Raw genomic sequence first — 22,200 nt, 5'->3', positions numbered from 1 at the left:
CGCGGGTTCGGGGTCGCGCCCCCCGTAACCCATTGAAGTCGTTCGATCGTTCGATTTCTTCAATAGGTCCTTCAATTATTGTCATTTGTGGGGCCCTTGTTGCGGTGCAATAAAAGAGCATGACCACGCTCGACAGACCGCTCCAGACCAACATCTCCGCCACGGCCACTGCAGGCGCTATCGCCATGGCCGTCGCCATGGGCTTCGGCCGTTTTTCCTATACGCCGATCCTGCCGGCGATGATGGCCGATCTCGGCCTTTCGCCGGGCGATGCCGGCCTCATCGCCTCGGCCAACTTCGTCGGCTATCTCGCCGGTGCCATTCTCGCCGCCTATGGTTGGGCGCATGGGCACGAGCGCCGGATCGGGCTGGCGTCGCTCGTCGCCACGACGGCACTGCTGGCGGCCATGGGGCTCTCGTCCTCCGTCGCCGTGCTGGCGCTCATCCGCTTCCTGGCCGGCCTTGCCAGCGCCTTTGCCATGATCTTCATCTCCGGCATCGTGCTTGGCCATGGCCTGCTTGCGCGGTCGGAGCATGTGCCGGCCGTCCACTTTGGCGGCGTCGGCCTCGGCATCGCATTTTCTTCGCTCTGCGTCTGGGCAAACCCGCTTGCGGGGCATGCCAGCTTGACGACTTCGATGAGCGATTGGTTTACCGGTGCCCTCGTTGGGCTGGTCGGGACCATTTTGGTCGCAGCGCTCCTGCCCGGCGTTCCTTCGTCCGGTGGCGGCACGGTGCGCGAGAAGCCGCTTGCCTGGACGCGACCGTTCACGGTGGTGACATTTACCTATGCGCTGTTCGGCTTCGGCTATGTCATCACCGCCACCTTCCTTGTCGCCATGGCGCGTGACCCGAGCGGCGGCCACAGCATCGAGTTTCTCGCCTGGCTGCTGACCGGCCTTGCCGCGGCGCTCTCCGTCCATCTCTGGCGCTTTGCCGTCCCGCGCCTCGGTCTTGCCGGTGTCTACGCGGTCGGCCTTTTGGTCGAGGCGGTCGGCCTGGTGCTGACGGTCGGACTGCCCTTGCCCTATGCGCCCCTTGCCGGCGGGCTGATGCTTGGGGCTACCTTCATGATGATAACGGCCTATGGCCTCCAGATCGGCCGCAAGCTCGCGCCGGAAAGCCCGCGCAAGGCGCTCGCCCTGATGACCGCCGCCTTCGGCATCGGCCAGATCATCGGCCCGCTGGTCGCCGGTTGGCTGGCGGAACGCACCGGCAGCTTCGCCGCACCGACCTTGATCGCGGCGATCGTGCTCTTCCTCTGTGGTGGCGTCATCCTGGCCGAATTGAAGCGGATTTCCGCAGCACTAAGGGCCTGACGGGCGCCATGCGCTGCGGCAAAAAAGGCCGTGTTCGTCGCGGTTTGCCCGGATGAAATAACAGTAACGTTTATATTATCCGATTGTTGACGACGGCGCTTTGCCCTAGTTTCGGCGCTTCGAGCGGTGACATATCGCCTTACCGAAACGTGAGTAGACCCTTTGTTCCATTCCTTCTTCCCGAAGCCGAAACTGTTCTTCACCTCCGGCGCCCTCTGGTCGCTTATCTGCATTCTCGTCTGGTACACGGTCGGTCCGCAAATGGGCGCGGCTATCGGCCTGCCGCCACTGGCTCCGGGCGAAAAGCCACCGATAGGCCTTGCCTATTTCTTCACGCCGGACAATCTCTGGTTCTATCTCTACTTCACCATCTTCGTGGCGATATACGGCGGTGTCTGGAAGATCATCGCCAGGGATCACCCCTGGGCCAACTGGTCGATCTGGGGCTCGGCCTTCATCATCTTTATCGCCTATTTCGCTGTGCAGGCGTCCGTGGCGCTCAACAACTGGCGCGGTCCGTTCTTCGATCTCCTGCAGGATGCGCTTGCCGGAAAGCCCGGCATTACCACCAGCCAGTTCTACACGCTGCAACTGCGCTTCCTCGAAATCGGCTTCGTCGGCGTCACGTTGAACGTCGTCACCGCGTTTTTCACCAATCACTATGTGTTCCGCTGGCGCACCGCCATGAACGACTTCTATATGTCGAAGTGGGACAAGTTGCGCCACATCGAGGGAGCGTCGCAACGTGTGCAGGAAGACACCATGCGCTTTGCCAATATCCTCGAAGGGCTCGGCGTTACCCTGATCAACTCGGTGATGACGCTGGTGGTGTTCCTGCCTTTGCTGTTCAACATGTCGCAGCACGTCTCCGACCTTCCGATCATCGGCGCGGTCCCGCACGCGCTGTTCTGGCTGGCGATCGCGTGGTCGCTGTTCGGCACGGTGCTTCTGGCGCTTGCCGGTATCAAGCTGCCTGGGCTGAACTTCAAAAACCAGCGCGTCGAGGCGGCCTATCGCAAGGAACTGGTCTATGGCGAGGACCATGAGGATCGCGCGCAGCCGGTTACGGTGCGGGAGCTTTTCGGCAATGTTCGCCGAAACTACTTCCGCATGTACTGGCACTATCTCTATTTCAACATCGCGCGCTTTTCCTATGGCCAGCTCGATGCGATTTTCCTGAACTTCATCCTGATCCCGACATTCGTCGCCGGGAAGATCACGATGGGTATCTGGCAGCAGATAGCCACGGCCTTCGGCGAGGTCAGCAACTCGTTCCAGTACCTGGTGAATTACTGGTCGACGATCATCGAGCTGCTGTCGATCCACAAGCGCCTGAAGGCCTTCGAGGCGGCCATCTCCGACGAACCGCTGCCGGATATCGACCAGCGCTATCTGGAGCGCGGCGCTGCGGAAGATGCGCAGCCCGCCTGAGGCGGGTGCGCAAACCATCGACGACGATCAGAAGGCGGAGCGATCCGCCTTCTTTTTTGCCTGCTCGATGACAGGCAACGCCTGGGCATAACTGACGCAGGCAACGTCCGGTTTTCCGCAGACTTCCGTCAGTAAACGATCGAGGGCGCGCCAATAGGCGCCGCCGTTCATCTCGACGAAGTGGAAGCCGAGCTGCAGGGGAATCCGGTCGCCGCCATATTCGCGGTCGAAGGCTTTCCGGTAGGCCTCGTAGGTGCGCTCCTCGAAGCGCGCGCTGTCTTTCTTGTTCTCGACACCCATGGAGTGGCGGACGAAGAGATTGTAGTCCATGCCGATGATGGGGCGCTGCGACGGTCCCTCGGGAATCATCGGCAAGCCGAAGCGCGGCAACCCGTCCTTGGTCGTCGGCCAGCCCGGTCCCTTGGTCACCAGGCTGGCGTCATAGGTGAAGCCCGATTCCGTCAGGGCCGGCAGCAAGCCGTCGCTCAGTGAAAGATAGGGAGCACGGAAACCCTTGACGCCGGCTTTGGCGAACTCGGCCCAGCCCCCGGGCTCTGCCTCCGGTCGATCCGCCTTCTTCCAGGCGTCGCGGAGCGCGGTGTTGAACGTTGTGAATTCGCTCTGCCAATCGGCCTTGCTCCAGCCCTTGCCGTCGAAATGTCCGCAGGCGTGGCTGGCGATGTCGTGGCCATCGAGGTGGGCCTGCCAGATATGACCGGCGCGAACCGCGATCTCCTCGCGGCTCTGGGCGAAGCCGACATTCGAGCGGCCGGGTTTCTGGCCCGGCGGCCTATAGATCTCCTTGCCGTCGGCCCTGGTCATCAGGAAGGTGCAGGAGAGGAAATAGGTGAAGTGTGCGCCGGTGCGCTTCGCCATCGCCAGGCTCTTTTCCCAAAGCGCATTGTCATGGGCACCGTCGAAAGAGACGATGACAAGCTGCTGGTCAGCGGTGGGAACGGTGGCCGGCGTCGCCGGTTCGGAGCGCGCAAGCGCAGGTACCATGGCAAGGGAAAAGGCGAGAGATATACGAATCATGATCAACTGCAGCGAGGAATTTTCGTCGCAGATGGTTCGAAATTGCGGCAATCCTTTGATCGGGCTGGAAAAAGGACGCCATCAAGGCTACTCCATAGCAACCCGGGCCAGAATCGGTCCAAGGGCGAATGGCATAAAAAATCAAAGAGCTACAGCGACTCAAGCGCGCCTGCCCGGCACGCGGACGCTGTGTTGGTCCGATCTCTCGAACAAAGCGGTGGCCCCATGGCGATACTCGTTCTCGGCATCATCATCTTTCTCGGCTTGCATCTCATCCGCGTGGTTGCGCCCGGTTTCCGCGCCAGCGTCATCGAGAGCCGCGGCAAGGGAACCTGGATGGGGATCTATGCGATCCTCAGCCTCATCGGCCTCTGTCTGATCATCTACGGCTTCGGCCAGGCCCGCAGCGAAACGGGCATGCTCTACAATCCGCCGGTGTTCCTGCGCCACATTGCGCTTCTGCTGATGCTCTTCGCATTCGTCTTCCTGGCAGCCGGCTTCCTGCCGGCAGGTCGTATTGCCGTGGCGGTCAAGCATCCGCAGATCCTGTCGATCAAAATCTGGGCCTTCGCGCATCTGCTCGCCAACGGCGAGACATCCTCCGTCCTGCTGTTCGGTTCGTTTCTCGCCTGGGGCGTGATCCTGCGCATCTCGTTGAAGCGCCGCGAGCGGGCAGGGGAGCGCGTGCTGCCGGTGTTCAAATCATCGACGAACGACGTGTTGGCGATCGTCATCGGTCTCGTCGGCTATGTGCTCTTCGTCTGGAAGCTGCACGAATGGCTGATCGGGGTTGCCCCCGTGGCGATGGGCTAAGGCAATTCCGGAGAAAGTGCGCAGCGGGTCTTGCTTCGGGATTGCCTGGAACGAGAAATCTAGAGCGGCGGAGGTGGCCTCGTGTCGACCGTAGGCGCTCTAAATCACGTCGGCCCCCTTACAAGCGCCGCAAAATCGGGTAGAAGGCGCAAAATCCATGAGAGCGCGGTGCGTGGGCAAGAACGCGTCGCGCGCGCTCGAACAGTTTGAGATCATGCGCTGTTCCCGTTGATGACGGTCGGAATGGCGCACCAGTGGCAGGCAAGGCCGGGGCAGTAGATGGCGAACCAAGACGACAGCTTTATCCGCGAGGTCAATGAGGAACTGCGTTCCGACCAGATGAAGAACATCTGGGCTCGTTTCGGCGGTGTCATCGTCGCGATCGCCCTACTTATCGTCCTCGGAACCATCGGCAAGGTCGGGTTCGACTACTGGCAGGAGGGAGCTTCCTCGAAGTCGGGCGATGCCTTCCTCCAGGCGCTCAACCTTGCCAAGGAAAACAAGACGGACGAGGCGCTTGCTGCCTTGAACGCGCTGGAAAAGGACGGCTACGGCGCCTATCCGGTACTCGCGCGCTTGCGCGCGGCGACGCTTCAGGCCCAGAAGGGCGACATCGATGCGGCCGTGAAGGCATTCTCGGCCATCGGCAAGGACGGCAGCGTACCGGCGGCCATTCAGGACGCGGCGCGGCTGCGTGCCGCCTATCTGCTGGTTGACGCCGGCAGCTACGATCAGGTTTCGGCCGAGGTCGAACAGCTCGCGACGCCGCAGAACAACATGCGCCACTCGGCGCGCGAAGCGCTTGGCCTCGCAGCCTACAAGGCCGGCGACTACGCCAAGGCAAAGACCTGGTTTCAGCAGATCGTCGACGATCCGCAGAGCCCGCGCAACATCACCGGTCGCGCCCAGATGCTGCTCGATGTGATCACCGCCAGCGGCAAGGCCTGACGTTTCGCCCATCCGCCATGTGGATGGGCACAGGGTGCACGACCCTTTCGAATCAGCGCATGATCCCAAAATCGATCTCGATCTTGGGGTTGTGCGCTAAAGCATTTAAAGCAGTTCCAGCAAAAGTGCGTAGCGGTTTTGCGTCCGGAACTGCGAAAGACAGACAAGCAGTTCCAGCAAAAGTGCGCAGCGGTTTTGCGTCCGGAACTGCGAAAGACAGGCAAGCAGTTCCAGCAAAAGTGCGTAGCGGTTTTGCGTCCGGAACTGCGAAAGACAGACAAGCAGTTCCAGCAAAAGTGCGTAGCGGTTTTGCGTCCGGAACTGCAAGAGGTAGACAAGCAGTTCCAGCAAAAGTGCGCGGTAATTTTGCGCCTGGAATTGCGCCAGCAATCAGACGGAGCGGTTCTCCAGAGGAAACGCTCCCAGGCCGCCTCAATGCGGCAGAGAACGAAATTACGAGCGCGGCCGCCCGATCGGCTGCCGCGCTCCAAGCGGAAACGGATAGATCCATGAGCTTCACCGTCGCCATCGTCGGGCGTCCCAATGTCGGCAAGTCCACCTTGTTCAACCGTCTGGTCGGCAAGAAGCTGGCGCTCGTCGACGATACGCCGGGCGTTACCCGTGACCGGCGGCCGGGCGAGGCAAAGCTCATCGACCTGCGCTTCCGCATCATCGATACGGCCGGCCTCGAGCAATCGGCGCCAGACACGCTTCAGGGACGGATGTGGGCGCAGACCGAGGCTGCGATCGACGAGGCGGATCTTTCGCTGTTTCTGGTCGATGCCAAGGGCGGCCTGACGCCGGCCGACGAGACGCTTGCCGAAATGCTGCGCCGGCGCGGCAAGCCGGTGGTGCTGGTCGCCAACAAGTCCGAGGCGCGCGGTTCCGACGGCGGCTTCTATGATGCCTTCACGCTCGGTCTTGGCGAACCTTGTCCAATCTCGGCCGAACACGGCCAGGGCATGCTCGACCTGCGCGATGCGATCGTCGCCGCGATCGGCGAAGACCGCGCCTTCCCACCGGAAGACGACGTGGCGGAGACCGATATCGATCTGCGCCCGACGGCGAGAGACGGCGAGGGCGAAGAGGAAGAAATCGAGGCTGCCTATGACGAGACCAAGCCGTTGCGCGTGGCGATCGTCGGTCGTCCGAATGCCGGCAAGTCGACGCTGATCAACCGCTTCCTCGGTGAAGACCGCCTGCTGACCGGCCCGGAAGCCGGCATCACGCGCGATTCCATTTCCGTTGAATGGGAATGGCGCGGCCGCACCATCAAGATGTTCGACACGGCCGGCATGCGTCGCAAGGCGAAGGTGCAGGAGAAGCTGGAAAAGCTCTCGGTCGCCGATGCGCTGCGCGCCATCCGCTTTGCCGAAACGGTCGTCATCGTCTTCGACGCGACCATCCCCTTCGAGAAGCAGGATCTGCAGATCGTCGACCTCGTCCTGCGCGAGGGCCGGGCGGCCGTGCTCGCCTTCAACAAGTGGGACCTTGTCGAGGACTGGCAGGCGGTGCTTGCCGACCTTCGTGAAAAGACCGAGCGGCTCTTGCCGCAGGCGCGCGGCATCCGTGCCGTGCCGATTTCCGGCCACACCGGTTATGGCCTCGACCGGCTGATGCAGGCGATCATCGAGACGGACAGGACCTGGAACCGCCGCATCTCCACCGCGCGGCTCAACCGTTGGCTGGAGTCGCAGCAGGTGCAGCATCCGCCACCGGCGGTATCCGGCCGCCGCCTGAAACTCAAATACATGACCCAGGTGAAGGCCCGCCCGCCGGGCTTCATGATCTCCTGCACGCGCCCCGACGCGCTGCCGGAATCTTACGTGCGCTACCTGATCAACGGTCTGCGCAACGATTTCGACCTGCCGGGCGTGCCGATCCGCATGCATTTCCGTTCGGGCGACAACCCCTACGAATCGAAGGCGAAGAAGCGGCGTTAAAGCAGTTCCAGGAAAAGTGCGAAGCGGTTTTCCGTCCGGAATTGCGTGACCAAAGCAAAGCTGAAAGGGATCCTTCCGCTCAGGCCGCAGGCAGCTTTTCCTTGGGGACGAGCGCCCCATGATGGCCGATAACGCCCGCGGCAACGCTTGCTGCAAAGGCGGCGGCCTCGGCCGGTTGAGCACCGGCGACCAGGCGGGCAACGAAGGCGCCGTTGAAGCTGTCGCCGGCGCTCGTCGTGTCGACGACGCGCGCGACCGGCGTTGCCGGCACGTGCTGGAGGGCTGCATCGCCGAAGGCAAGCGTCACGCCCTTTTCGCCATCTTTCACAACGACATTGGCGGCGCCGAGGCCCTTGTAGCGCGCGATCGTCGCTTCGATTGATGCGTCGCCGAAATGGGTGACCTCGTCGTCGAAACTCGGCATGACGAGGCTTGCCGCACGGGCGCCATCGGTCAGCGTCCGGCGCATGCGTTCGGCGTCGTCCCAAAGCCGCGGGCGAATATTGGGGTCGAAGACCACCAGCTTGCCGGCGGCTTTCGCGCGGCGGAGCTCCGAAAGCAGCGTTTCCACCGCATCGGGTGCAAGGATCGCCAGGGTGATGCCGGAATAGAGAATGAGGTCGGAAGCCTCGATCGCGCGCCGAAGGTGCTCGGCATCGTCGGCCAGAAGCTTGGCGGCCGAGTGCGAGCGCCAGTAGGAGAAGCTGCGCTCGCCGTCCTTCAGGTGGATCATGTAGAGCCCGGCGGAACGGTTCTCGATCCGGCGCACGGCCGAGGTGTCGATCCCTTTTTCCGCCATGAAGGCCAGCATCTCGTCCGAGACCGTATCGGTGCCGACGGCGGAGCAATAGGCGACGGTCCAGTCGGCAGGCATGAACAGCCGCGCGTAGTAGGCGGCGTTGAAGGTGTCGCCGGCATAACCCTTGCGCAGCAGTCCGCCTTCCGCCTGCATGAGCTCGACCATGCACTCCCCGATCGCAAGCATCTTCCCGGCCAACGACATTCCTCCTCGCAAGATTTCGCCTGAGACGGGATAAGGGGCTCTGCCGTTCTCGGCAAGAGATTGTTTCCGGTGGCGTTGGTGTCGATAGAAGACGGCGTTTACTGATCCGGCGAGCAACGCTACACCTTTGCGGGCGAACCGTCTTCAAGGGGGCACTCATGACGTCTCGGCAGGTAACGGGTGACGATTGGTGGCGCGGCGCGGTGATCTACCAGGTCTATCCGCGCTCCTTCCAGGATACCGACGACGACGGCATCGGCGATCTGAAGGGCGTCACCCGTCGGCTGGCGCATATCGCCTCGCTGGGCGTGGACGCGATCTGGCTGTCGCCTTTCTTCACTTCACCGCAGGCCGACATGGGCTACGACGTCTCCGACTATTGCGGCGTCGACCCGATGTTCGGAACGCTCGCCGATTTCGACGAGATGCTCGGCGAGGCCCACCGTCTCGGCCTCAAGGTGATCATCGATCAGGTGATCTCGCATACGTCCGACCGCCATCCCTGGTTCATCGAAAGCCGCTCGGACCGGACGAATCCGAAGGCCGATTGGTATGTCTGGGCGGATCCGAAGCCGGATGGCACGGCGCCCAACAACTGGCTGTCGATCTTTGGTGGGCCGGCCTGGGAATGGGACGGGGTGCGCAAGCAATATTACATGCACAACTTCCTCGGCTCACAGCCAGACCTCAACTTCCACAATCCCGCAGTCCAGGACGCGGTGCTCGATGCCGCCCGCTTCTGGCTCGACCGCGGCGTCGACGGCTTCCGCCTCGATACCGTGAATTTCTATTTTCACGACCGGCATCTCAGAGACAACCCGCCGCTTGTTCCCGATCCCGATGCCACCAGCAACGATGCGCCTGACGTGAACCCCTACGGCATGCAGGACCATCTCCACGACAAGAGCCAGCCGGAAAACATCGCGTTTCTCCAGCGGTTCCGGGCGCTGCTCGACCGTTACAAGGGGCGCATGACCGTCGGCGAAGTCGGCGATGGCGCCCGCTCGCTGAAGACGGTGGCCGCCTATACCGGCGGCGGCGACAAGCTCAACATGTGCTACACCTTCGATCTGCTCGGTCCGGACTTTACGGCGCGGCATATCCGCCGCTGCGTCGAGAATTTCCAGAAGGTGGTCACCGATGGCTGGGTTTGCTGGGCCTTCTCCAACCACGACGTGACGCGCCATGTCAGCCGCTTCGCCCGGAGCGAGGCAGAGCGGGAGAGGATAGCGCGGCTGGCGATCACGCTGCTTTCCAGCCTGCGCGGCTCGATCTGTCTCTATCAGGGCGAAGAACTGGGGCTTCCGGAGGCGGAGCTCGCCTTCGAGGACCTGCGCGATCCCTACGGCATCCGCTTCTGGCCGTCCTACAAGGGCCGCGACGGGTGCCGCACGCCGATGGTCTGGGAAGAGGCGGCGGCCAATGCCGGCTTCTCCGCTGGCAAGCCTTGGCTGCCGGTGCCGGCTGAACACCGCCGCCTGGCTGTGGATGCCATGGTTGCGGGCGTGGATACGACCCTCGACCATTACCGGGCGACGCTCGCTTTCCGCAATTCGCAACCGGTATTGCGCGATGGTGCGATGCGCTTCCTCGACAGCAACAGCGAGCTGCTCGCCTTCGTTCGCGAGAAGGACGGCGAGCGGCTGCTCTTCGTCTTCAACCTCACGCGTGAACCGCTCGAGTTTCTGGCTCCGGCCGACACGGTGCAACCCCTGGATTTGCCCGGATATCCGGCGCGCCTCGAAGCCGGTAGCATCAAGCTCGCCGGATTGTCGGCCTTCTCAGGAAAATTCTGATGCGCGTCTTGTTGATGGATGGTGAAACCATCGGCCGCTGGGTCGAAATGCGCCTGGCGCTGTGGCCGGATACGCCGGAAGCGGAGCATCGCGCCGAGGTCGAATCCTCTCTTGCCGAAAGTGATCGCTATGCGTCGTTCCTGTGCGAGGACGAGGCGGGGGTCGCCGCAGGCTTTGCCGAGGCGTCGATCCGCCGGGACTATGTCAACGGCTGCGAAACCTCGCCCGTGGCCTTTCTCGAAGGGATTTATGTGTTGCCGGCCTATCGCCGGCGCGGGGTCGCGCGGGCACTGGTCACTGCCGTCGAACGCTGGGCGACGAGCCAGGGATGCCAGGAACTTGCCTCCGACACGGCGACCGACAATCTCAGGAGCCAGAGCCTGCACATGGCGCTCGGCTTCGAAGAGACGGAGCGGGTCGTCTATTTCCGCAAGGAGCTCGCGCCGGCTGCAGCGGACAATTGAGCGCTCCAGCGGCCAGAGGCGGGCCTCAGCCGATCAGCATGAACTTGTCGACGTCGACCAGCCCGCGGTCGGAGATCTTCAGGTGCGGGATGACCGGTAGAGGCAGGAAGGCGAGCTGCAGGAAGGGCTCTTCCAGCGTGGCGCCGAGCGCGAAGGCGGCGTGTCTCAGGTGATGCAGGGTATCGCGCACGGACTCGTAGGGCTCCAGGCTCATCAGGCCCGCGACCGGAAGCGCGATCTCGCCGGTCACTTTGCCGTCCTCGACGACGACGAAACCGCCCTTGATTTCGCCGAGCCGGTTGGCGGCGATCGCCATGTCCTCGTCGTTGACGCCGACGACGCAGATATTGTGGCTGTCATGACCGACGGTCGAAGCGATCGCGCCCTTTTTCAATCCGAAACCCTGAACGAAGCCGTTGGCTTGGTTGCCGTTGACGCCGTGCCGCTCGATGACTGCCACCTTGATGATGTCGCGGCCGAGATCGACGCCGGTCTGGTTGCCGACGGCCGGCAGGCGGTAGCGGCGGTGTTCGGTGATGATCTTGCCGGGGAGCACGCCGATGACCGAACTGTCGCCATCGGTGACGGGGATGCCGAAGGCGCTGGCATGAACCTGGCCGGCCTTGACGCTGTCGAGCCCGACGGGCGCCACCGGCTTGCGGGTGGCAAACAGAGCGTCCGTCACACGTCGGCCACCGGAAAAGACTGTCTCGGCCTTGCAGTTTTCCAGGCTGTCGACGACGACGAGATCGGCGCGCCAGCCGGGCGCGACGAGGCCGCGGTCGGAGAGCCCGAAGGCGCGGGCGGCTGAGATCGAAGCGGCGCGATAGATCGCCAGCGGCTCGACGCCGGCGGCGATAGCCGTACGGATCATGTGGTCGAGATGGCCCTGTTCGGCGATGTCGAGCGGATTTCGATCGTCGGTGCAGAGGGCCAGATGCGGTGACAGGCGTACGGTGATGATCGGCATCAGCGCATTGAGGTCCTTCGAGACCGAACCCTCGCGCACGAGGATGTGCATGCCCTTGCGGATCTTCTCCATCGCTTCTTCGGCACTGGTGCATTCGTGGTCGGTGCGGATGCCGGCGGCGAGATAGCCGTTCAGATCCTTGCCGGAGAGCAACGGCGCATGGCCATCGATATGGCCGCCCTGGAAGGCGTCGAGCTTGGTAAGGCAGACGGGATCCTTGTGGACGACGCCGGGGAAATTCATGAACTCGGCGAGGCCGATGACCTTGGGGTGATGGCGGAAGGGCAGGAGCCTTTCGATCGGTAGGTCGGCGCCCGACGTTTCCAGGTGAGTTGCCGGTACGCAGGAGGAGAGCTGGACACGGATGTCCATGATCGTTTCCTGGGCCGAATCCAGGAAGAACTGGATACCCTCGGTGCCGAGCACGTTGGCAATTTCATGCGGGTCGCAGACAACGGTGGTGATGCCGAGCGGCAGGACGCAGCGGTCGAATTCATGCGGCGTGACGAGCGAGGATTCGATGTGCAGATGCGTGTCGATGAAGCCGGGCACGACGATGCGGCCGGTGATGTCGATCTCCTCGCGCCCCTCGTAGCTGCCGAAGGTGCCGACGATGCGGTCGCCGCAGATCGCAATGTCGGAGGCGACCAGCTCGCCGGTCACGAGATCGAAGAAGCGCCCGCCCTTCAAAACGATATCGGCCGGTTCGCGTCCGACGCCCTGATCGATGTAGCGTTCCAGCGCTTCGGACATGGGGACAACTCCAGTTCTTGTGTGCATCGAGCCACCGGTCTGGCAGCGACCGTGCTTCGGTTCCGCGTGGCAGATAAGAGTAACCCTCTCCCCGTCGCCGGGGAAAGGGTCATTGATGGTCGGCGCGAGGCCGGATCAGATGTTGTTGTTGAGAACGGCGCGCAGCTTGCCGAACAGCTCGTCGATCTGGGTCTTGCTGATGATCAGCGGTGGCGACAGCGCGATGATATCGCCGGTGGTGCGGATCAGCAGGCCGCTCTCATAGGCCTTCAGGAAGGCGGAGAAGGCGCGCTTGGTCGGCTCGCCGGCGATCGGCTGGAGCTCGATCGCACCGATCAGGCCGAGATTGCGGATGTCGATGACATTCGGGCAATCTTTCAGCGAGTGCAGCCCGTCTTCCCAGTAGGGGGCGAGCTCGGCGGCGCGCGTCAGCAAGCCTTCTTCCTTGTAGGTGTCGAGCGTGCCGAGGGCTGCGGCCGAGGCGATCGGATTGCCGGAATAGGTGTAGCCGTGGAAGAACTCGATCATGTGCTCCGGGCCGTTCATGAAGGCATCATGGATCTCGGAGGTGACGAAGACCGCGCCCATCGGGATGACGCCGTTGGTCAGGCCCTTGGCGGTGGTGATGATGTCCGGCTTCACGTCGAAATACTGTGCGGCAAAGGGCGTGCCAAGGCGGCCGAAACCGGTGATGACTTCATCGAAGATCAACAGGATGCCATGCTTGGTGCAGATGTCGCGAAGCTTCTGCAGGTAGCCCTTCGGCGGGATCAGCACGCCGGTGGAGCCGGCCACCGGCTCGACGATCACGGCGGCGATGGTGGAAGCGTCATGCAGCGTCACGATGCGCTCGAGTTCGGTGGCGATGTCGCCGCCATGTTCCGGCTCGCCGCGGGTAAAGGAATTCTGCGCCGGCAGGTGGGTGTGCGGCATGTGGTCGACACCGGTCAGAAGCGTGCCGAACATCTTGCGGTTGGAGACGATGCCGCCGACCGAGACGCCGCCGAAATTGACGCCGTGATAGCCGCGCTCGCGGCCGATCAGCCGGAAGCGCGAGCCGTCGCCCTTGGCGCGGTGATAGGCGAGCGCCACTTTGAGTGCGGTGTCGACCGATTCCGAACCGGAGTTGGTGTAGAGAACGTGGTTCATGCCTTCGGGCGCGATGTCGACCAGGCGGTTTGCAAGCTCAAAGGCCTTGGGGTGGCCGAGCTGGAAGGCCGGCGCATAATCGAGTTCGCCCGCCTGTTCGCGGATCGCCTCGGTGATCTTCGGGCGACAATGGCCGGCGTTCACGCACCACAGACCCGCCGTCCCGTCCAGAACCGTACGACCGTCATGGGTCGTGTAGTACATATCCTTGGCGCCGACGAACAGGCGCGGTTCCTTCTTGAACTGCCGGTTCGCGGTGAACGGCATCCAGAAGGCGCGCAGATCGTTCGGGGTGTTGAGACGGTTCGACATTCCAGTTCTCCTCGGTCCGTTTTTCGTCAGGCGCTCGCCGCCCGCATTTTTTACCCTTTGGTCAAACTATCAGCGCCCCGGGACGCGTCAAGCCTTGGAAGTCCCGCACAGAGAGCCTTCGGGGTGGCGAATTTTTGTCTCGGGGCTGGATATTTTCTCTAGCTTAACTTGTTTGCGTCAACGCTGCGTTGCCATGCCTTGCCGGGTCCATGGCCGCCTGTGAATGGGTCTTCGCGCCTGCGGCCCGGCTGAGCCACTTGGGAGCTTAGACGTGTCGAGGTTCGGGATAGTACACGCGGCAGTTGCCGCGCTCTTCCTGCCTGCCCCGGCTGCTGCCGAACTGATCGCCGACGGTCGCTTCGAAAAGGGGCGGGACGCGTTCTGGGCGAGCGACGGGTTGACGCTCGAGCGAGAGAGCGGGCGGCTCTGCGTGGAGACCCGGGGCGGGGGAGAGGTCTGGAGCCAGATCATCGGCGTCAATGGGTTGAAGCTGATGCCGGGGCATCTCTACCGCCTCTCGGCGAAAGTCACCGCCCAGCCGGCGCGCGCGATCCCGGCAAGGGTGCAGCGGGCTGCAGATCCCTGGACTGCCGTTGCCGAATTTGCGATGGCGGGGTCACCCGGCGGCACCCCGTTCTCGATTGAATTTGAGGCAAGCGAAGCGAATGAGGCGCAGTTTGTGCTGCCGCTCGGGGGTGGGGAGGCCGGCCGCCTCTGTCTTGACGACATATCGCTGGTCGCGACCGGCGCCGTCTCGTCGATGGCAAAGCGAGCGATCGAGGAGCCTGCCATCCGCGTCAATCAGCTCGGTTACTTCACCGGCGGCCCGAAGCGTGCGACCTTCGTTGCCGCTGCGAAACGCCCGATAGATTTCCAGTTGCACGATGCCAAGGACACGGTCGTCGGCAAGGGTCGCACGCAACCAAGCGGCTTCGATCCGATGGCGGGTGTCGAAACCCAGGTCGCGGATTTCTCATCCTTCGCAACGGCTGGAAACGGCTATCGTCTCGTGGCCGGCGACTGGGCGAGTGATCGCTTTTCGATCGGCGATGATCTCTATGACCGCCTGCGCGTCGATGCGCTGTCCTGGTTCTATCCGCAGCGAAGCGGCATCGAGATCAAGGCGGCGATCGCCGGCAAGGCCTACGCCCGTTCCGCCGGCCATATCGGTGTGGCCCCGAACCAGGGCGACAAGGCGGTCGCGTGCCTCGATGGCAAGCAAGCCGAGGCGCTCTACAGCGGCTGGTCCTGTTCCTATCGGCTGGACGTTTCCGGCGGGTGGTACGATGCAGGCGACCACGGCAAATACGCGATGACCGGCGCGCTGTCCGCAGCGCAACTGCTCGCCACCTACGAGCGCGGGCGTGTTTATGCCACGGGGTCGCCGGTGACGCGCGACGGTCTCTCGCACATTCCCGAAGACGGCAACGGCATGCCCGACATCCTCGACGAGGCCCGCTGGGAGCTCGAATTCCTGTTGCGCATGATGGTGCCGGATGGCGAGCCGCTCGCGGGCATGGTGCATCACAAGGTCCATGACATCGCCTGGACCGCGGTGCCGATGCTGCCGAGCGACGACCCGCAGCCGCGGGCGCTTTACCGCCCTTCGACTGCCGCAACGCTCGACGTCGCAGCCGTCGCGGCTCAGGGCGCCCGGCTTTTCGCCGATCAGGATCCGACGTTCTCGGAACGGCTGCTTGCGGCCGCACGCAAGGCATGGGTGGCGGCCAATGCCAATCCCGCGCTCTTCGCGCCAACATCGGACGGACTTGCCGGCGGCGGCGACTACGACGACGACAGTATTTCGGACGAACTCTTCTGGGCGGCGACCGAGCTCTATCTGACGACCGGTGACGAGGCCTATCTCGACGTGGTGAGGGCGTCGCTGCTTTGGGCGGCGGATACGCTGTCTCCCGGCGGTGCCTTCGATTGGCGCAACGTCGCAGGCTTTGCACGGCTGCAATTGGCCCTTTATGGCACCGGGTTGCCGGACGGCGACCGTGACGCGATCCGGAACTCGGTGCTTTCGGCAGCGCGGCACTTCCTGTCGCTGCAAAAGACAGAACCCTTCGGTGTCGTCTACCGACCCGAGGACCGGCGTTACGACTGGGGATCGAACCAGCTGATGCTGCAGAACATCATCGTGCTCTCGGCCGCTTTCGATCTCTCCGGCGAGAAGACCTTTCTCGACGGTGCGCGCGAGGGCATGGATTACATTCTCGGCCGCAATGCGTTGGCGCTATCCTATATCACCGGCTACGGCACGCGCGCCGCCAAGAACCAGCACAGTCGCTGGTACGCGCAGCAGCGCGATCCGCAACTGCCGAACCCGCCGGTCGGCTCTCTCGCCGGCGGCCCGAACTCCACCCTTGTCGATGACGTCGCACGGCAGCACTTGAAGGGCTGCGCGCCGCAGACCTGCTATGCCGATGATATCGAAGCCTATGGATCCAATGAAATCGCCATCAACTGGAACGCGCCGCTCGTCTATGTCGCTTCGTTCCTTGCCGATGCGCGCTAGGAGAGTGAAAGCGTGACCGGAATAGCCTTCGTCGGAACCGGCTTCGTCGCCGACTATTACATGACGACGCTCGCCAACCATCCGCAACTCCGGCTCGTCGGCGTCTGGGATCGCGATGCGGAGCGTCTCGACGCCTTTGCGCGCTACTGGAACGTTGCGGCCTACGCTTCGCTGAATGCGGTGCTTGCCGATCCCGCCGTCTCGATCGTCGTCAATCTGACGACGCCGGAAAGCCATTACAGCATCAACCGCGCCGCTCTCTCCGCCGGCAAGCATGTCTATTGCGAGAAGCCGCTGGCAATGACGGTCGAGGAGGCGAGCGAACTGGTGGAGCTCGCCCGTGGGCGTGCACGCGTGCTTGCCGGCGCGCCTGCCAATGGCCTTAGCGATGCGCAGGCGCTCTGTGCGAGCCTGCTTGCGGCCGGGACCATCGGCACGCCGCGGCTGGTCTATGCCGAGATGGAGGATGGCCCGGTCTTCAAGGCGAACTGGCGCGCCTGGCGCAGCCACTCAGGTGCCCGCTGGCCCGGCGTACATGAGTTCGAGGTGGGCTGCACTCTCGAGCATGCAGGCTATGCCGCAAGCTGGCTCGTCTCGCTCTTCGGGCCGGTCGCCGAGGTCAGCGCCGTTTCCGCCCTGACCTTTCCGGACAAGGGCCCGGGAACCGAGACGCTGGCGCTCGGTCCTGATTTTTCGGTGGGGTGTCTCACGTTCCGCTCCGGCGTGACGGCGCGCGTCACCTGCGGCCTGGCGGCGCCACGCGACCGGTCGCTGACGATCATCGGCGATAAGGGAACCATCGTCGTTCGCGACCTCTGGGACAACCGCTCGCCCGTTCATGTGGAGGCGTTCGGTGCCAGGCGCTCGCTTGTGCATCGCGGGCTCGACTGGCTGGAATGGAAAATGGGGCGAAAATTGCCTGTTCGGCTCTATCCCGGAACGAGGGTGCGTTACGCCAAGGCGTCGTCCGGGCCGGCCCTTCCGGCCTTTCCGTCGCAGATCGATTTCGTGCGGGGGATCGCAATCCAGGCCGACGCGATCAGGCGCGGCGAAACGCCGTTTTTCTCTGGCGCGACGGCACGGCACCTGACCGAGGTCGTGCTCGCACTCAACAGCGGCTGGCGGGACTATCGTCCGCTCGATCTCTAGGACGCCGTGCGTTCAGGTAAATGCACAAAGGATGCTCCGGAAACTCTTCCGAAGGGCGGCCGCCGGCGTGTCGGGCAGGATGGTCAGGCCAGGGGTGCCTTGGCGCGGATCGTCTCGATGATTTCCAGAGCTGCGATGCTGCGCGAAAGCGGCATCAGCGGATGCTCGCGCCGGCCGTGCAGAATGGCCGCGCTGGCGGCCTCGATCTCGAACTGAAGGCCGTTGCCCGGAAACGCATGGTCGAAGCGTTCGAGACCGGGCAAGGGGATCCGCCGAGCGACCTTGAAAAGGGACTGCCCTGTCGATGCCAGCAGCCTGCGCGCCGGGGCGGTGGTGCCGACGAACAGGCGGCTTGCCTTCAGAAACGGCGCGTCAATGGCAAGTGTGCCGCGGTCGCCTTCGATGACGAAGCGATTGTCGCCGTTTCGATCAAAACCACAGCGGAGTTCGGCATCGAAGCCGTCGTAGCCCAGCCTGATGTCTGCCGAGACGTCGACGCCGGTCGGCGCGCTTCTCCAGGTGCCGGCAATCGACTTCGGATGGCCGAAGAGGTTCAGGCAAAGCGCGATCGGATAGATGCCGAGATCGAGCAGCGAACCACCGCCCAGTTTCGGATCGAAAAAGCGGCTGCCCGCATCGAACGGCTTTTCATAGGCGAGTTCCGTCCGGACGCGCACGATGGTGCCGATCCTCTCGTCGCGGAGGAGCATGCAAAGCGCGGCGATCGCCGGCAGGAAGCAGGTCCATAGCGCTTCCATTGCGAAGGCGCCGCTGGCAGCGGCGGCTTCCGCGAGGACGCGCGCATCAATGACGCATGTGGTCAGCGGCTTCTCGACCAGCACGGCCTTGCCGGCAGCAAGGGCCAAGGCGGCATGGTCGCAGTGCACCGCATTGGGTGAGGCGATATAGATGGCATCGATATCCGGCGCTTCGGCTAGCGCCTGGATATCGTGGTAGCTGCGGATGCCGCCATAATGCGCGGCGAAAGCATGGGCTTTCTCAGCACTGCGGGAGGAAACGGCAGCAAGCGTCGCGTTGCCGGCGAACCGCAAATCCGATGCGAAGCTGTTCGCGATTGTGCCGGTACCGGCGATGCCCCAACGGACCCTGTCACGCATTCCCTAATGTCCGCCGTTCGGGCTGATCTTGTCGGGCGCATGGTGCCGCGGAAGTCTCAAGGCTCGGTAAACGGCGGAGGCGAGGCCGGCACGCTTCGCGGGCTCGTTGCGATCCCACAGGAAAAGAATAAGCCCCGCGCGATTTCTCGTGTGGGGCTGTTCGAACGGGTCCGCAGAGCGAACCGAAATATCAGGCCGACTTGCGGACCACAGTCTTTTCTGCGGTGACGTTCTGCTCGTCGCCGTAGATTTGGTTGAGCGTGCCTAGAATCCGCATCACTGCGTCGGATGAGCTCGAATAATAGATCGTCTGCGCATCGCGGCGGGTGCTGACGAGATTCTGGGCACGGAGCTTCGAAAGATGCTGGGAGAGAGCCGACTGGCTCAGCCCAACCTTGTTGGCCAATGCGCCGACCGCCATCTCTTCCTTGACGAGGGAATCGAGGATGAGAAGGCGCTTAGGGTTTGCCATGGCCGAGAGGAAACCGGCTGCTACCTCGGCTTCATCGTGTTTTTCAGGCGAAAGTGGCTGCATTGCGTGCTCCATGCGAAAATTACATCACACGTAGTTATGGTTGACGAAGCACGATAATTAGTCGTGACGCATAAAAGGGCAACCACCCACTGCAAGAAATGGGGGTAGTTCTTTTGCGATTAACCGTAAAGTTCACGCAAAATTGCCCGTAAATTGGAACTGTCTTCGATTGGCACGGAAAATTCAAGGCGCTTCAGCCGATCGCCATCGGCAAGATCGATGCCGGCAGCGTCGATCCCGACGATCTTCCAGTTGCCTTCCGGCGCGTTGCAGAGCTTGACGGCATAGTGCTGCACGGCGTCCGAATGATCCGCATTCATATGCTCGATCGCGCTTGCTTCCTTGGCGGCAAGCGAGGCTATGGCGGGCGTGTCGATCAGGAGATCTTCCGCCGTCAGGACATAGGCGCGACCGAAACCGCCGTTGAGGCTGGCGCGTAACGGTCTCAGCCGGAAGAAGCCGAAATCGGGAAAATCCACATAGAGCTTCGACTTCGGGTGACGGCGAACGAATCGCTCACGGATGCGGGCGTGGATGTCGCTGTCGCGGGCGACCTGCTCGGCCGCGCACTGCACGGTGAGGCGCGGGTGCGCCAGAGGATCACCTTTGCCGGGCTCGCCCGTCAGCAACGAGGCGCGGTTGTCGGCAAGCAGCGCCTGGGTGTGCGTCGAGAGCCGGGAGATCAGGATCACCGGCACGCCGTCGACATCCATGCCGACGAGGACGCGGCTGACGAAGGGGAAGCCACCGCTTTCCGGTTCGATCGCGGCGAGCGAACCGCTGCGGGCGCCCCGCAGAAGGGTGCGGGCGAGGGTGCGGGCCTCGTCATCGGTATCGCGCAATACGTTCGGCTTGTCGCTCATGTCCTCAACCCTTCCTTCATGCTATCACGGTGCCGCGCGTTTTATCAGACGCACAGAGGCCGCAACGGCACTTTGAAGGACTGCATCTTTTCGTCCTTCGGTCGGTTATGACTTGGGGAAACATGCAGTAACAAAAAAGCCCGGAGCGGGACCCCGGGCCTTTATTGGCTTGCTGAGCGGTTTCGTCAACTTTTGTTGCGGTGGCGCGTCAATCCATGGACGATGTCCTGGGCATCGATGGTGCCGACCACCGAACCGTTTTCGACGACGCCGATGCTGCCCGGCTGGCGTGACATGGCGTCGAGAATATCGACGAGTGGTGTCGTCGGCTTGGCGGTAGCGGTAACGCCGGCAACCGTTGCGCCGCGCTGTACGCCGGTCTGCATTACGTCCTTGGCGGTCAGCATGGTGATCGGGTTCATGTGCTGAACGAAATCCGCGACATACTGGTTGGCCGGATTCTTGACGATATCCTGCGGCGTGCCGCACTGGATGATGCGCCCGCCTTCCATGATGGCAATGCGGTTACCGATGCGGAAGGCCTCGTCGAGGTCGTGGCTGACGAAGATGATCGTCTTCTTCAGCCGCCGCTGGAACTCGAGCAGTTCGTCCTGCAGGCGGGTGCGGATCAGGGGGTCGAGCGCCGAGAACGGTTCATCCATCAGAAGGATCGGTGCGCCGGTGGCAAAGGCGCGGGCAAGCCCGACGCGCTGTTGCATACCGCCCGAAAGTTCGTTGACCTTACGCCCCGCCCATTTCGTCAGATTGACGAGATCGAGCTGTTCGCCGACACGCGCCTTGCGCTCGGCGTCCGGCATGCCGGCAAGCTCCAGGCCGAAGCCCACATTGTCGGCAACGGTGCGCCAGGGCAGCAGTGCGAACTGCTGGAACACCATCGAGACCGTGTGCATGCGGAAGTCGCGCAACGATTTCGCATTGGTCCGGTAGGGGTTGAGCGGTCCGTTCGAGGTCTTCACCTCGACGTCGCCACGCACCACAGGGGCGAGGCCGTTGACGGCGCGCAGAAGCGTCGACTTGCCGGAACCCGAAAGCCCCATCAGCACAAGGATTTCGCCCTCGGTGATTTCGAGCGATGCGCCGGCGACACCCAGCACCAGCCCGGTTTCGGCGCCGATCTCGTCGCGGGTCTTGCCCTGATCGACCATTTGCAGCGCTGTCTGCGGGTTGTTGCCAAAGATGATATCGACATTCTTGAAAACGACGGCGTTGGTCATGCGCCTTCTCCTTCGTCGGACGAGCGGAAAAGGCGGTCGAGAATGATCGCCAGGATAACGATGCAGAGGCCGGCTTCAAAGCCCTTGGCGACGTTGACGGAGTTCAGCGCGCGCAGAACCGGAACGCCGAGACCGTTGGCGCCGACCAGTGCCGCGATAACCACCATCGACAGCGACAACATGATCGTCTGGGTGAGGCCGGCCATGATCTGCGGCATGGCGAAGGGCAGCTCCACCTTGCGCAGCACCTGGCCGGGCGTCGCGCCGAAGGCCTGGGCGGCCTCGACGAGCGACGGCGGCGTCGAGATGATGCCGAGGCGGGTGAGGCGGATCGGCGCGGGGATCGCGAAGATCACGGTGGCGATGAGGCCCGGGACCATGCCGAGGCCGAAGAGGATCAGCGCCGGGATCAGATAGACGAAGGTCGGGATCGTCTGCATCAGGTCGAGGATCGGCCGCATGATGGCATAGACCCAGGCGCGGCGGGCGGCGGCGATGCCGAGCGGCACGCCGACGGCCATGCTGACGAAGCTGGCGGCGAGCACCAGTGCCAAGGTTTCCGTCGTTTCCTTCCAATAGCCCTGGTTGATGATCAACAGCAGGCCGAGGCCGGTGAACAGCGTGACGCCGAGCGACCGGCGGAACCACCAGGCAGCCGCCGTGATGACGGCGACGACGATCAGCGGGTGCGGGGTCTGCAGCACCCAGAGCAGCACGGCAACGACGCCGGAGAGGAAGCGGGCGAGCTGGTCGAAGAACAGTTCGAAATTGGTCGTCAGCCAGTCGACGAACGCCTTGGCCCAGCCGCCGATGGGGATGCGATTATCGGTCAGATATTCCACG

19 protein-coding genes are annotated in these 22,200 nt (G+C 63.2%); 9 read left to right on the top strand and 10 right to left on the bottom strand.

What is annotated here, in order from left to right; all coding sequences use genetic code 11:
• Positions 1-119 precede the first annotated feature (119 nt).
• The gene (locus tag ACQ5BM_RS22735) at positions 120-1,319 is read left to right on the top strand and encodes an MFS transporter (protein ID WP_429816279.1); all 1,200 of its coding nucleotides are present in this window, start codon (positions 120-122) and stop codon (positions 1,317-1,319) included.
• Between the two features lie 162 nt (positions 1,320-1,481).
• Positions 1,482-2,750, top strand: a complete 1,269-nt coding sequence (gene sbmA / locus ACQ5BM_RS22730) for a peptide antibiotic transporter SbmA (protein WP_429816278.1) — start codon at positions 1,482-1,484, stop codon at positions 2,748-2,750.
• A gap of 27 nt (positions 2,751-2,777) precedes the next feature.
• On the opposite strand, the gene ACQ5BM_RS22725 is transcribed toward sbmA, so the two are convergent.
• On the bottom strand, positions 2,778-3,785 hold the full coding sequence (locus ACQ5BM_RS22725; protein WP_429816275.1) for a polysaccharide deacetylase family protein: 1,008 nt from the start codon (positions 3,783-3,785) through the stop codon (positions 2,778-2,780).
• A gap of 225 nt (positions 3,786-4,010) precedes the next feature.
• Between ACQ5BM_RS22725 and ACQ5BM_RS22720 the strand changes: the two genes are divergently transcribed.
• Positions 4,011-4,598, top strand: a complete 588-nt coding sequence (locus ACQ5BM_RS22720; RefSeq protein ID WP_429816272.1) for an NnrU family protein — start codon at positions 4,011-4,013, stop codon at positions 4,596-4,598.
• A gap of 279 nt (positions 4,599-4,877) precedes the next feature.
• Positions 4,878-5,546: a tetratricopeptide repeat protein gene (locus tag ACQ5BM_RS22715; protein ID WP_429816270.1), complete on the top strand. Its 669-nt coding sequence runs from the start codon at positions 4,878-4,880 to the stop codon at positions 5,544-5,546.
• 105 nt (positions 5,547-5,651) lie between these two features.
• Here ACQ5BM_RS22715 and ACQ5BM_RS22710 read toward each other — a convergent pair whose 3' ends face one another.
• Positions 5,652-5,936 carry a hypothetical protein gene (locus tag ACQ5BM_RS22710; protein ID WP_429816267.1) on the bottom strand — a complete coding sequence of 95 codons (285 nt, stop codon included), beginning with the start codon at positions 5,934-5,936 and terminating at the stop codon, positions 5,652-5,654.
• 119 nt (positions 5,937-6,055) lie between these two features.
• Between ACQ5BM_RS22710 and der the strand changes: the two genes are divergently transcribed.
• The gene (gene der, locus ACQ5BM_RS22705; RefSeq protein WP_429816264.1) at positions 6,056-7,489 is read left to right on the top strand and encodes a ribosome biogenesis GTPase Der; all 1,434 of its coding nucleotides are present in this window, start codon (positions 6,056-6,058) and stop codon (positions 7,487-7,489) included.
• Between the two features lie 79 nt (positions 7,490-7,568).
• Here the strand turns inward: der and ACQ5BM_RS22700 are convergent, their stop codons facing one another.
• Positions 7,569-8,486: a sugar kinase gene (locus ACQ5BM_RS22700; RefSeq protein ID WP_429816262.1), complete on the bottom strand. Its 918-nt coding sequence runs from the start codon at positions 8,484-8,486 to the stop codon at positions 7,569-7,571.
• A 164-nt stretch (positions 8,487-8,650) separates the two neighbouring features.
• On the opposite strand from ACQ5BM_RS22700, the gene ACQ5BM_RS22695 reads away from it, so the two are divergent.
• Together ACQ5BM_RS22695 and aac(6') are read left to right on the top strand one after the other, a co-directional pair.
• Positions 8,651-10,288 carry an alpha-glucosidase family protein gene (locus ACQ5BM_RS22695; protein WP_429816259.1) on the top strand — a complete coding sequence of 546 codons (1,638 nt, stop codon included), beginning with the start codon at positions 8,651-8,653 and terminating at the stop codon, positions 10,286-10,288.
• Entirely contained in the window at positions 10,288-10,752 is a 465-nt protein-coding gene (gene aac(6'), locus ACQ5BM_RS22690) for an aminoglycoside 6'-N-acetyltransferase (RefSeq protein ID WP_429816257.1), read from the top strand. Before ACQ5BM_RS22695 ends, aac(6') begins: the two co-directional genes overlap by 1 nt.
• Positions 10,753-10,777: 25 nt before the next feature.
• On the opposite strand, the gene ade is transcribed toward aac(6'), so the two are convergent.
• Together ade and ACQ5BM_RS22680 are read right to left on the bottom strand one after the other, a co-directional pair.
• Positions 10,778-12,475, bottom strand: a complete 1,698-nt coding sequence (gene ade, locus ACQ5BM_RS22685; RefSeq protein WP_429816255.1) for an adenine deaminase — start codon at positions 12,473-12,475, stop codon at positions 10,778-10,780.
• Positions 12,476-12,610: 135 nt separating this feature from the next.
• Positions 12,611-13,936, bottom strand: coding sequence for an aspartate aminotransferase family protein (locus tag ACQ5BM_RS22680; protein WP_429816252.1), 1,326 nt, complete (start codon positions 13,934-13,936; stop codon positions 12,611-12,613).
• A gap of 271 nt (positions 13,937-14,207) precedes the next feature.
• Between ACQ5BM_RS22680 and ACQ5BM_RS22675 the strand changes: the two genes are divergently transcribed.
• Both ACQ5BM_RS22675 and ACQ5BM_RS22670 read left to right on the top strand, forming a co-directional pair.
• Complete coding sequence (locus ACQ5BM_RS22675) at positions 14,208-16,457, top strand: glycoside hydrolase family 9 protein (protein WP_429816250.1); 2,250 nt, start codon at positions 14,208-14,210, stop codon at positions 16,455-16,457.
• Positions 16,458-16,517: 60 nt separating this feature from the next.
• Entirely contained in the window at positions 16,518-17,606 is a 1,089-nt protein-coding gene (locus ACQ5BM_RS22670) for a Gfo/Idh/MocA family protein (protein WP_429816648.1), read from the top strand.
• Positions 17,607-17,689: 83 nt separating this feature from the next.
• Here ACQ5BM_RS22670 and ACQ5BM_RS22665 read toward each other — a convergent pair whose 3' ends face one another.
• The 5 genes from ACQ5BM_RS22665 to choW all read right to left on the bottom strand — a co-directional run bounded on the left by ACQ5BM_RS22665 (position 17,690) and on the right by choW (position 22,199).
• Positions 17,690-18,724: a Gfo/Idh/MocA family protein gene (locus tag ACQ5BM_RS22665; protein WP_429816247.1), complete on the bottom strand. Its 1,035-nt coding sequence runs from the start codon at positions 18,722-18,724 to the stop codon at positions 17,690-17,692.
• 190 nt (positions 18,725-18,914) lie between these two features.
• A complete protein-coding gene (locus tag ACQ5BM_RS22660; protein ID WP_429816244.1) occupies positions 18,915-19,259 on the bottom strand; it encodes an ArsR/SmtB family transcription factor in 345 nt (114 codons plus the stop codon).
• Between the two features lie 119 nt (positions 19,260-19,378).
• Positions 19,379-20,122 (bottom strand): HugZ family protein, encoded by a 744-nt coding sequence (locus ACQ5BM_RS22655; protein ID WP_429816241.1) that lies wholly within the window; start codon positions 20,120-20,122, stop codon positions 19,379-19,381.
• Positions 20,123-20,307: 185 nt separating this feature from the next.
• Positions 20,308-21,357 carry a choline ABC transporter ATP-binding protein gene (gene choV, locus ACQ5BM_RS22650; protein WP_429816239.1) on the bottom strand — a complete coding sequence of 350 codons (1,050 nt, stop codon included), beginning with the start codon at positions 21,355-21,357 and terminating at the stop codon, positions 20,308-20,310.
• On the bottom strand, positions 21,354-22,199 hold the full coding sequence (gene choW, locus ACQ5BM_RS22645; RefSeq protein ID WP_429816236.1) for a choline ABC transporter permease subunit: 846 nt from the start codon (positions 22,197-22,199) through the stop codon (positions 21,354-21,356). Before choW ends, choV begins: the two co-directional genes overlap by 4 nt.
• Position 22,200 lies beyond the last annotated feature (1 nt).

It is taken from the genome of Ensifer sp. B1-9 (assembly GCF_050474445.1).
In the GTDB taxonomy this organism is placed as follows: domain Bacteria; phylum Pseudomonadota; class Alphaproteobacteria; order Rhizobiales; family Rhizobiaceae; genus Ensifer.
The sequence above is the reverse complement of the archived record's forward strand: the minus strand, read 5'-3'. Positions and strand labels throughout refer to the sequence as shown.

Bases quoted from the DNA above. Each gene is read 5' to 3' on its own strand.
- ACQ5BM_RS22735 (WP_429816279.1), top strand. From the start codon at position 120: ATGACCACGCTCGACAGACCGCTCCAGACCAACATCTCCGCCACGGCC.
- ACQ5BM_RS22725 (WP_429816275.1), bottom strand. From the start codon at position 3,785: ATGATTCGTATATCTCTCGCCTTTTCCCTTGCCATGGTACCTGCGCTT.
- ACQ5BM_RS22720 (WP_429816272.1), top strand. From the start codon at position 4,011: ATGGCGATACTCGTTCTCGGCATCATCATCTTTCTCGGCTTGCATCTC.
- ACQ5BM_RS22715 (WP_429816270.1), top strand. From the start codon at position 4,878: ATGGCGAACCAAGACGACAGCTTTATCCGCGAGGTCAATGAGGAACTG.
- der (WP_429816264.1), top strand. From the start codon at position 6,056: ATGAGCTTCACCGTCGCCATCGTCGGGCGTCCCAATGTCGGCAAGTCC.
- ACQ5BM_RS22695 (WP_429816259.1), top strand. From the start codon at position 8,651: ATGACGTCTCGGCAGGTAACGGGTGACGATTGGTGGCGCGGCGCGGTG.
- ade (WP_429816255.1), bottom strand. From the start codon at position 12,475: ATGTCCGAAGCGCTGGAACGCTACATCGATCAGGGCGTCGGACGCGAA.
- ACQ5BM_RS22680 (WP_429816252.1), bottom strand. From the start codon at position 13,936: ATGTCGAACCGTCTCAACACCCCGAACGATCTGCGCGCCTTCTGGATG.
- ACQ5BM_RS22670 (WP_429816648.1), top strand. From the start codon at position 16,518: ATGACGACGCTCGCCAACCATCCGCAACTCCGGCTCGTCGGCGTCTGG.
- ACQ5BM_RS22665 (WP_429816247.1), bottom strand. From the start codon at position 18,724: ATGCGTGACAGGGTCCGTTGGGGCATCGCCGGTACCGGCACAATCGCG.
- ACQ5BM_RS22660 (WP_429816244.1), bottom strand. From the start codon at position 19,259: ATGCAGCCACTTTCGCCTGAAAAACACGATGAAGCCGAGGTAGCAGCC.
- ACQ5BM_RS22655 (WP_429816241.1), bottom strand. From the start codon at position 20,122: ATGAGCGACAAGCCGAACGTATTGCGCGATACCGATGACGAGGCCCGC.
- choV (WP_429816239.1), bottom strand. From the start codon at position 21,357: ATGACCAACGCCGTCGTTTTCAAGAATGTCGATATCATCTTTGGCAAC.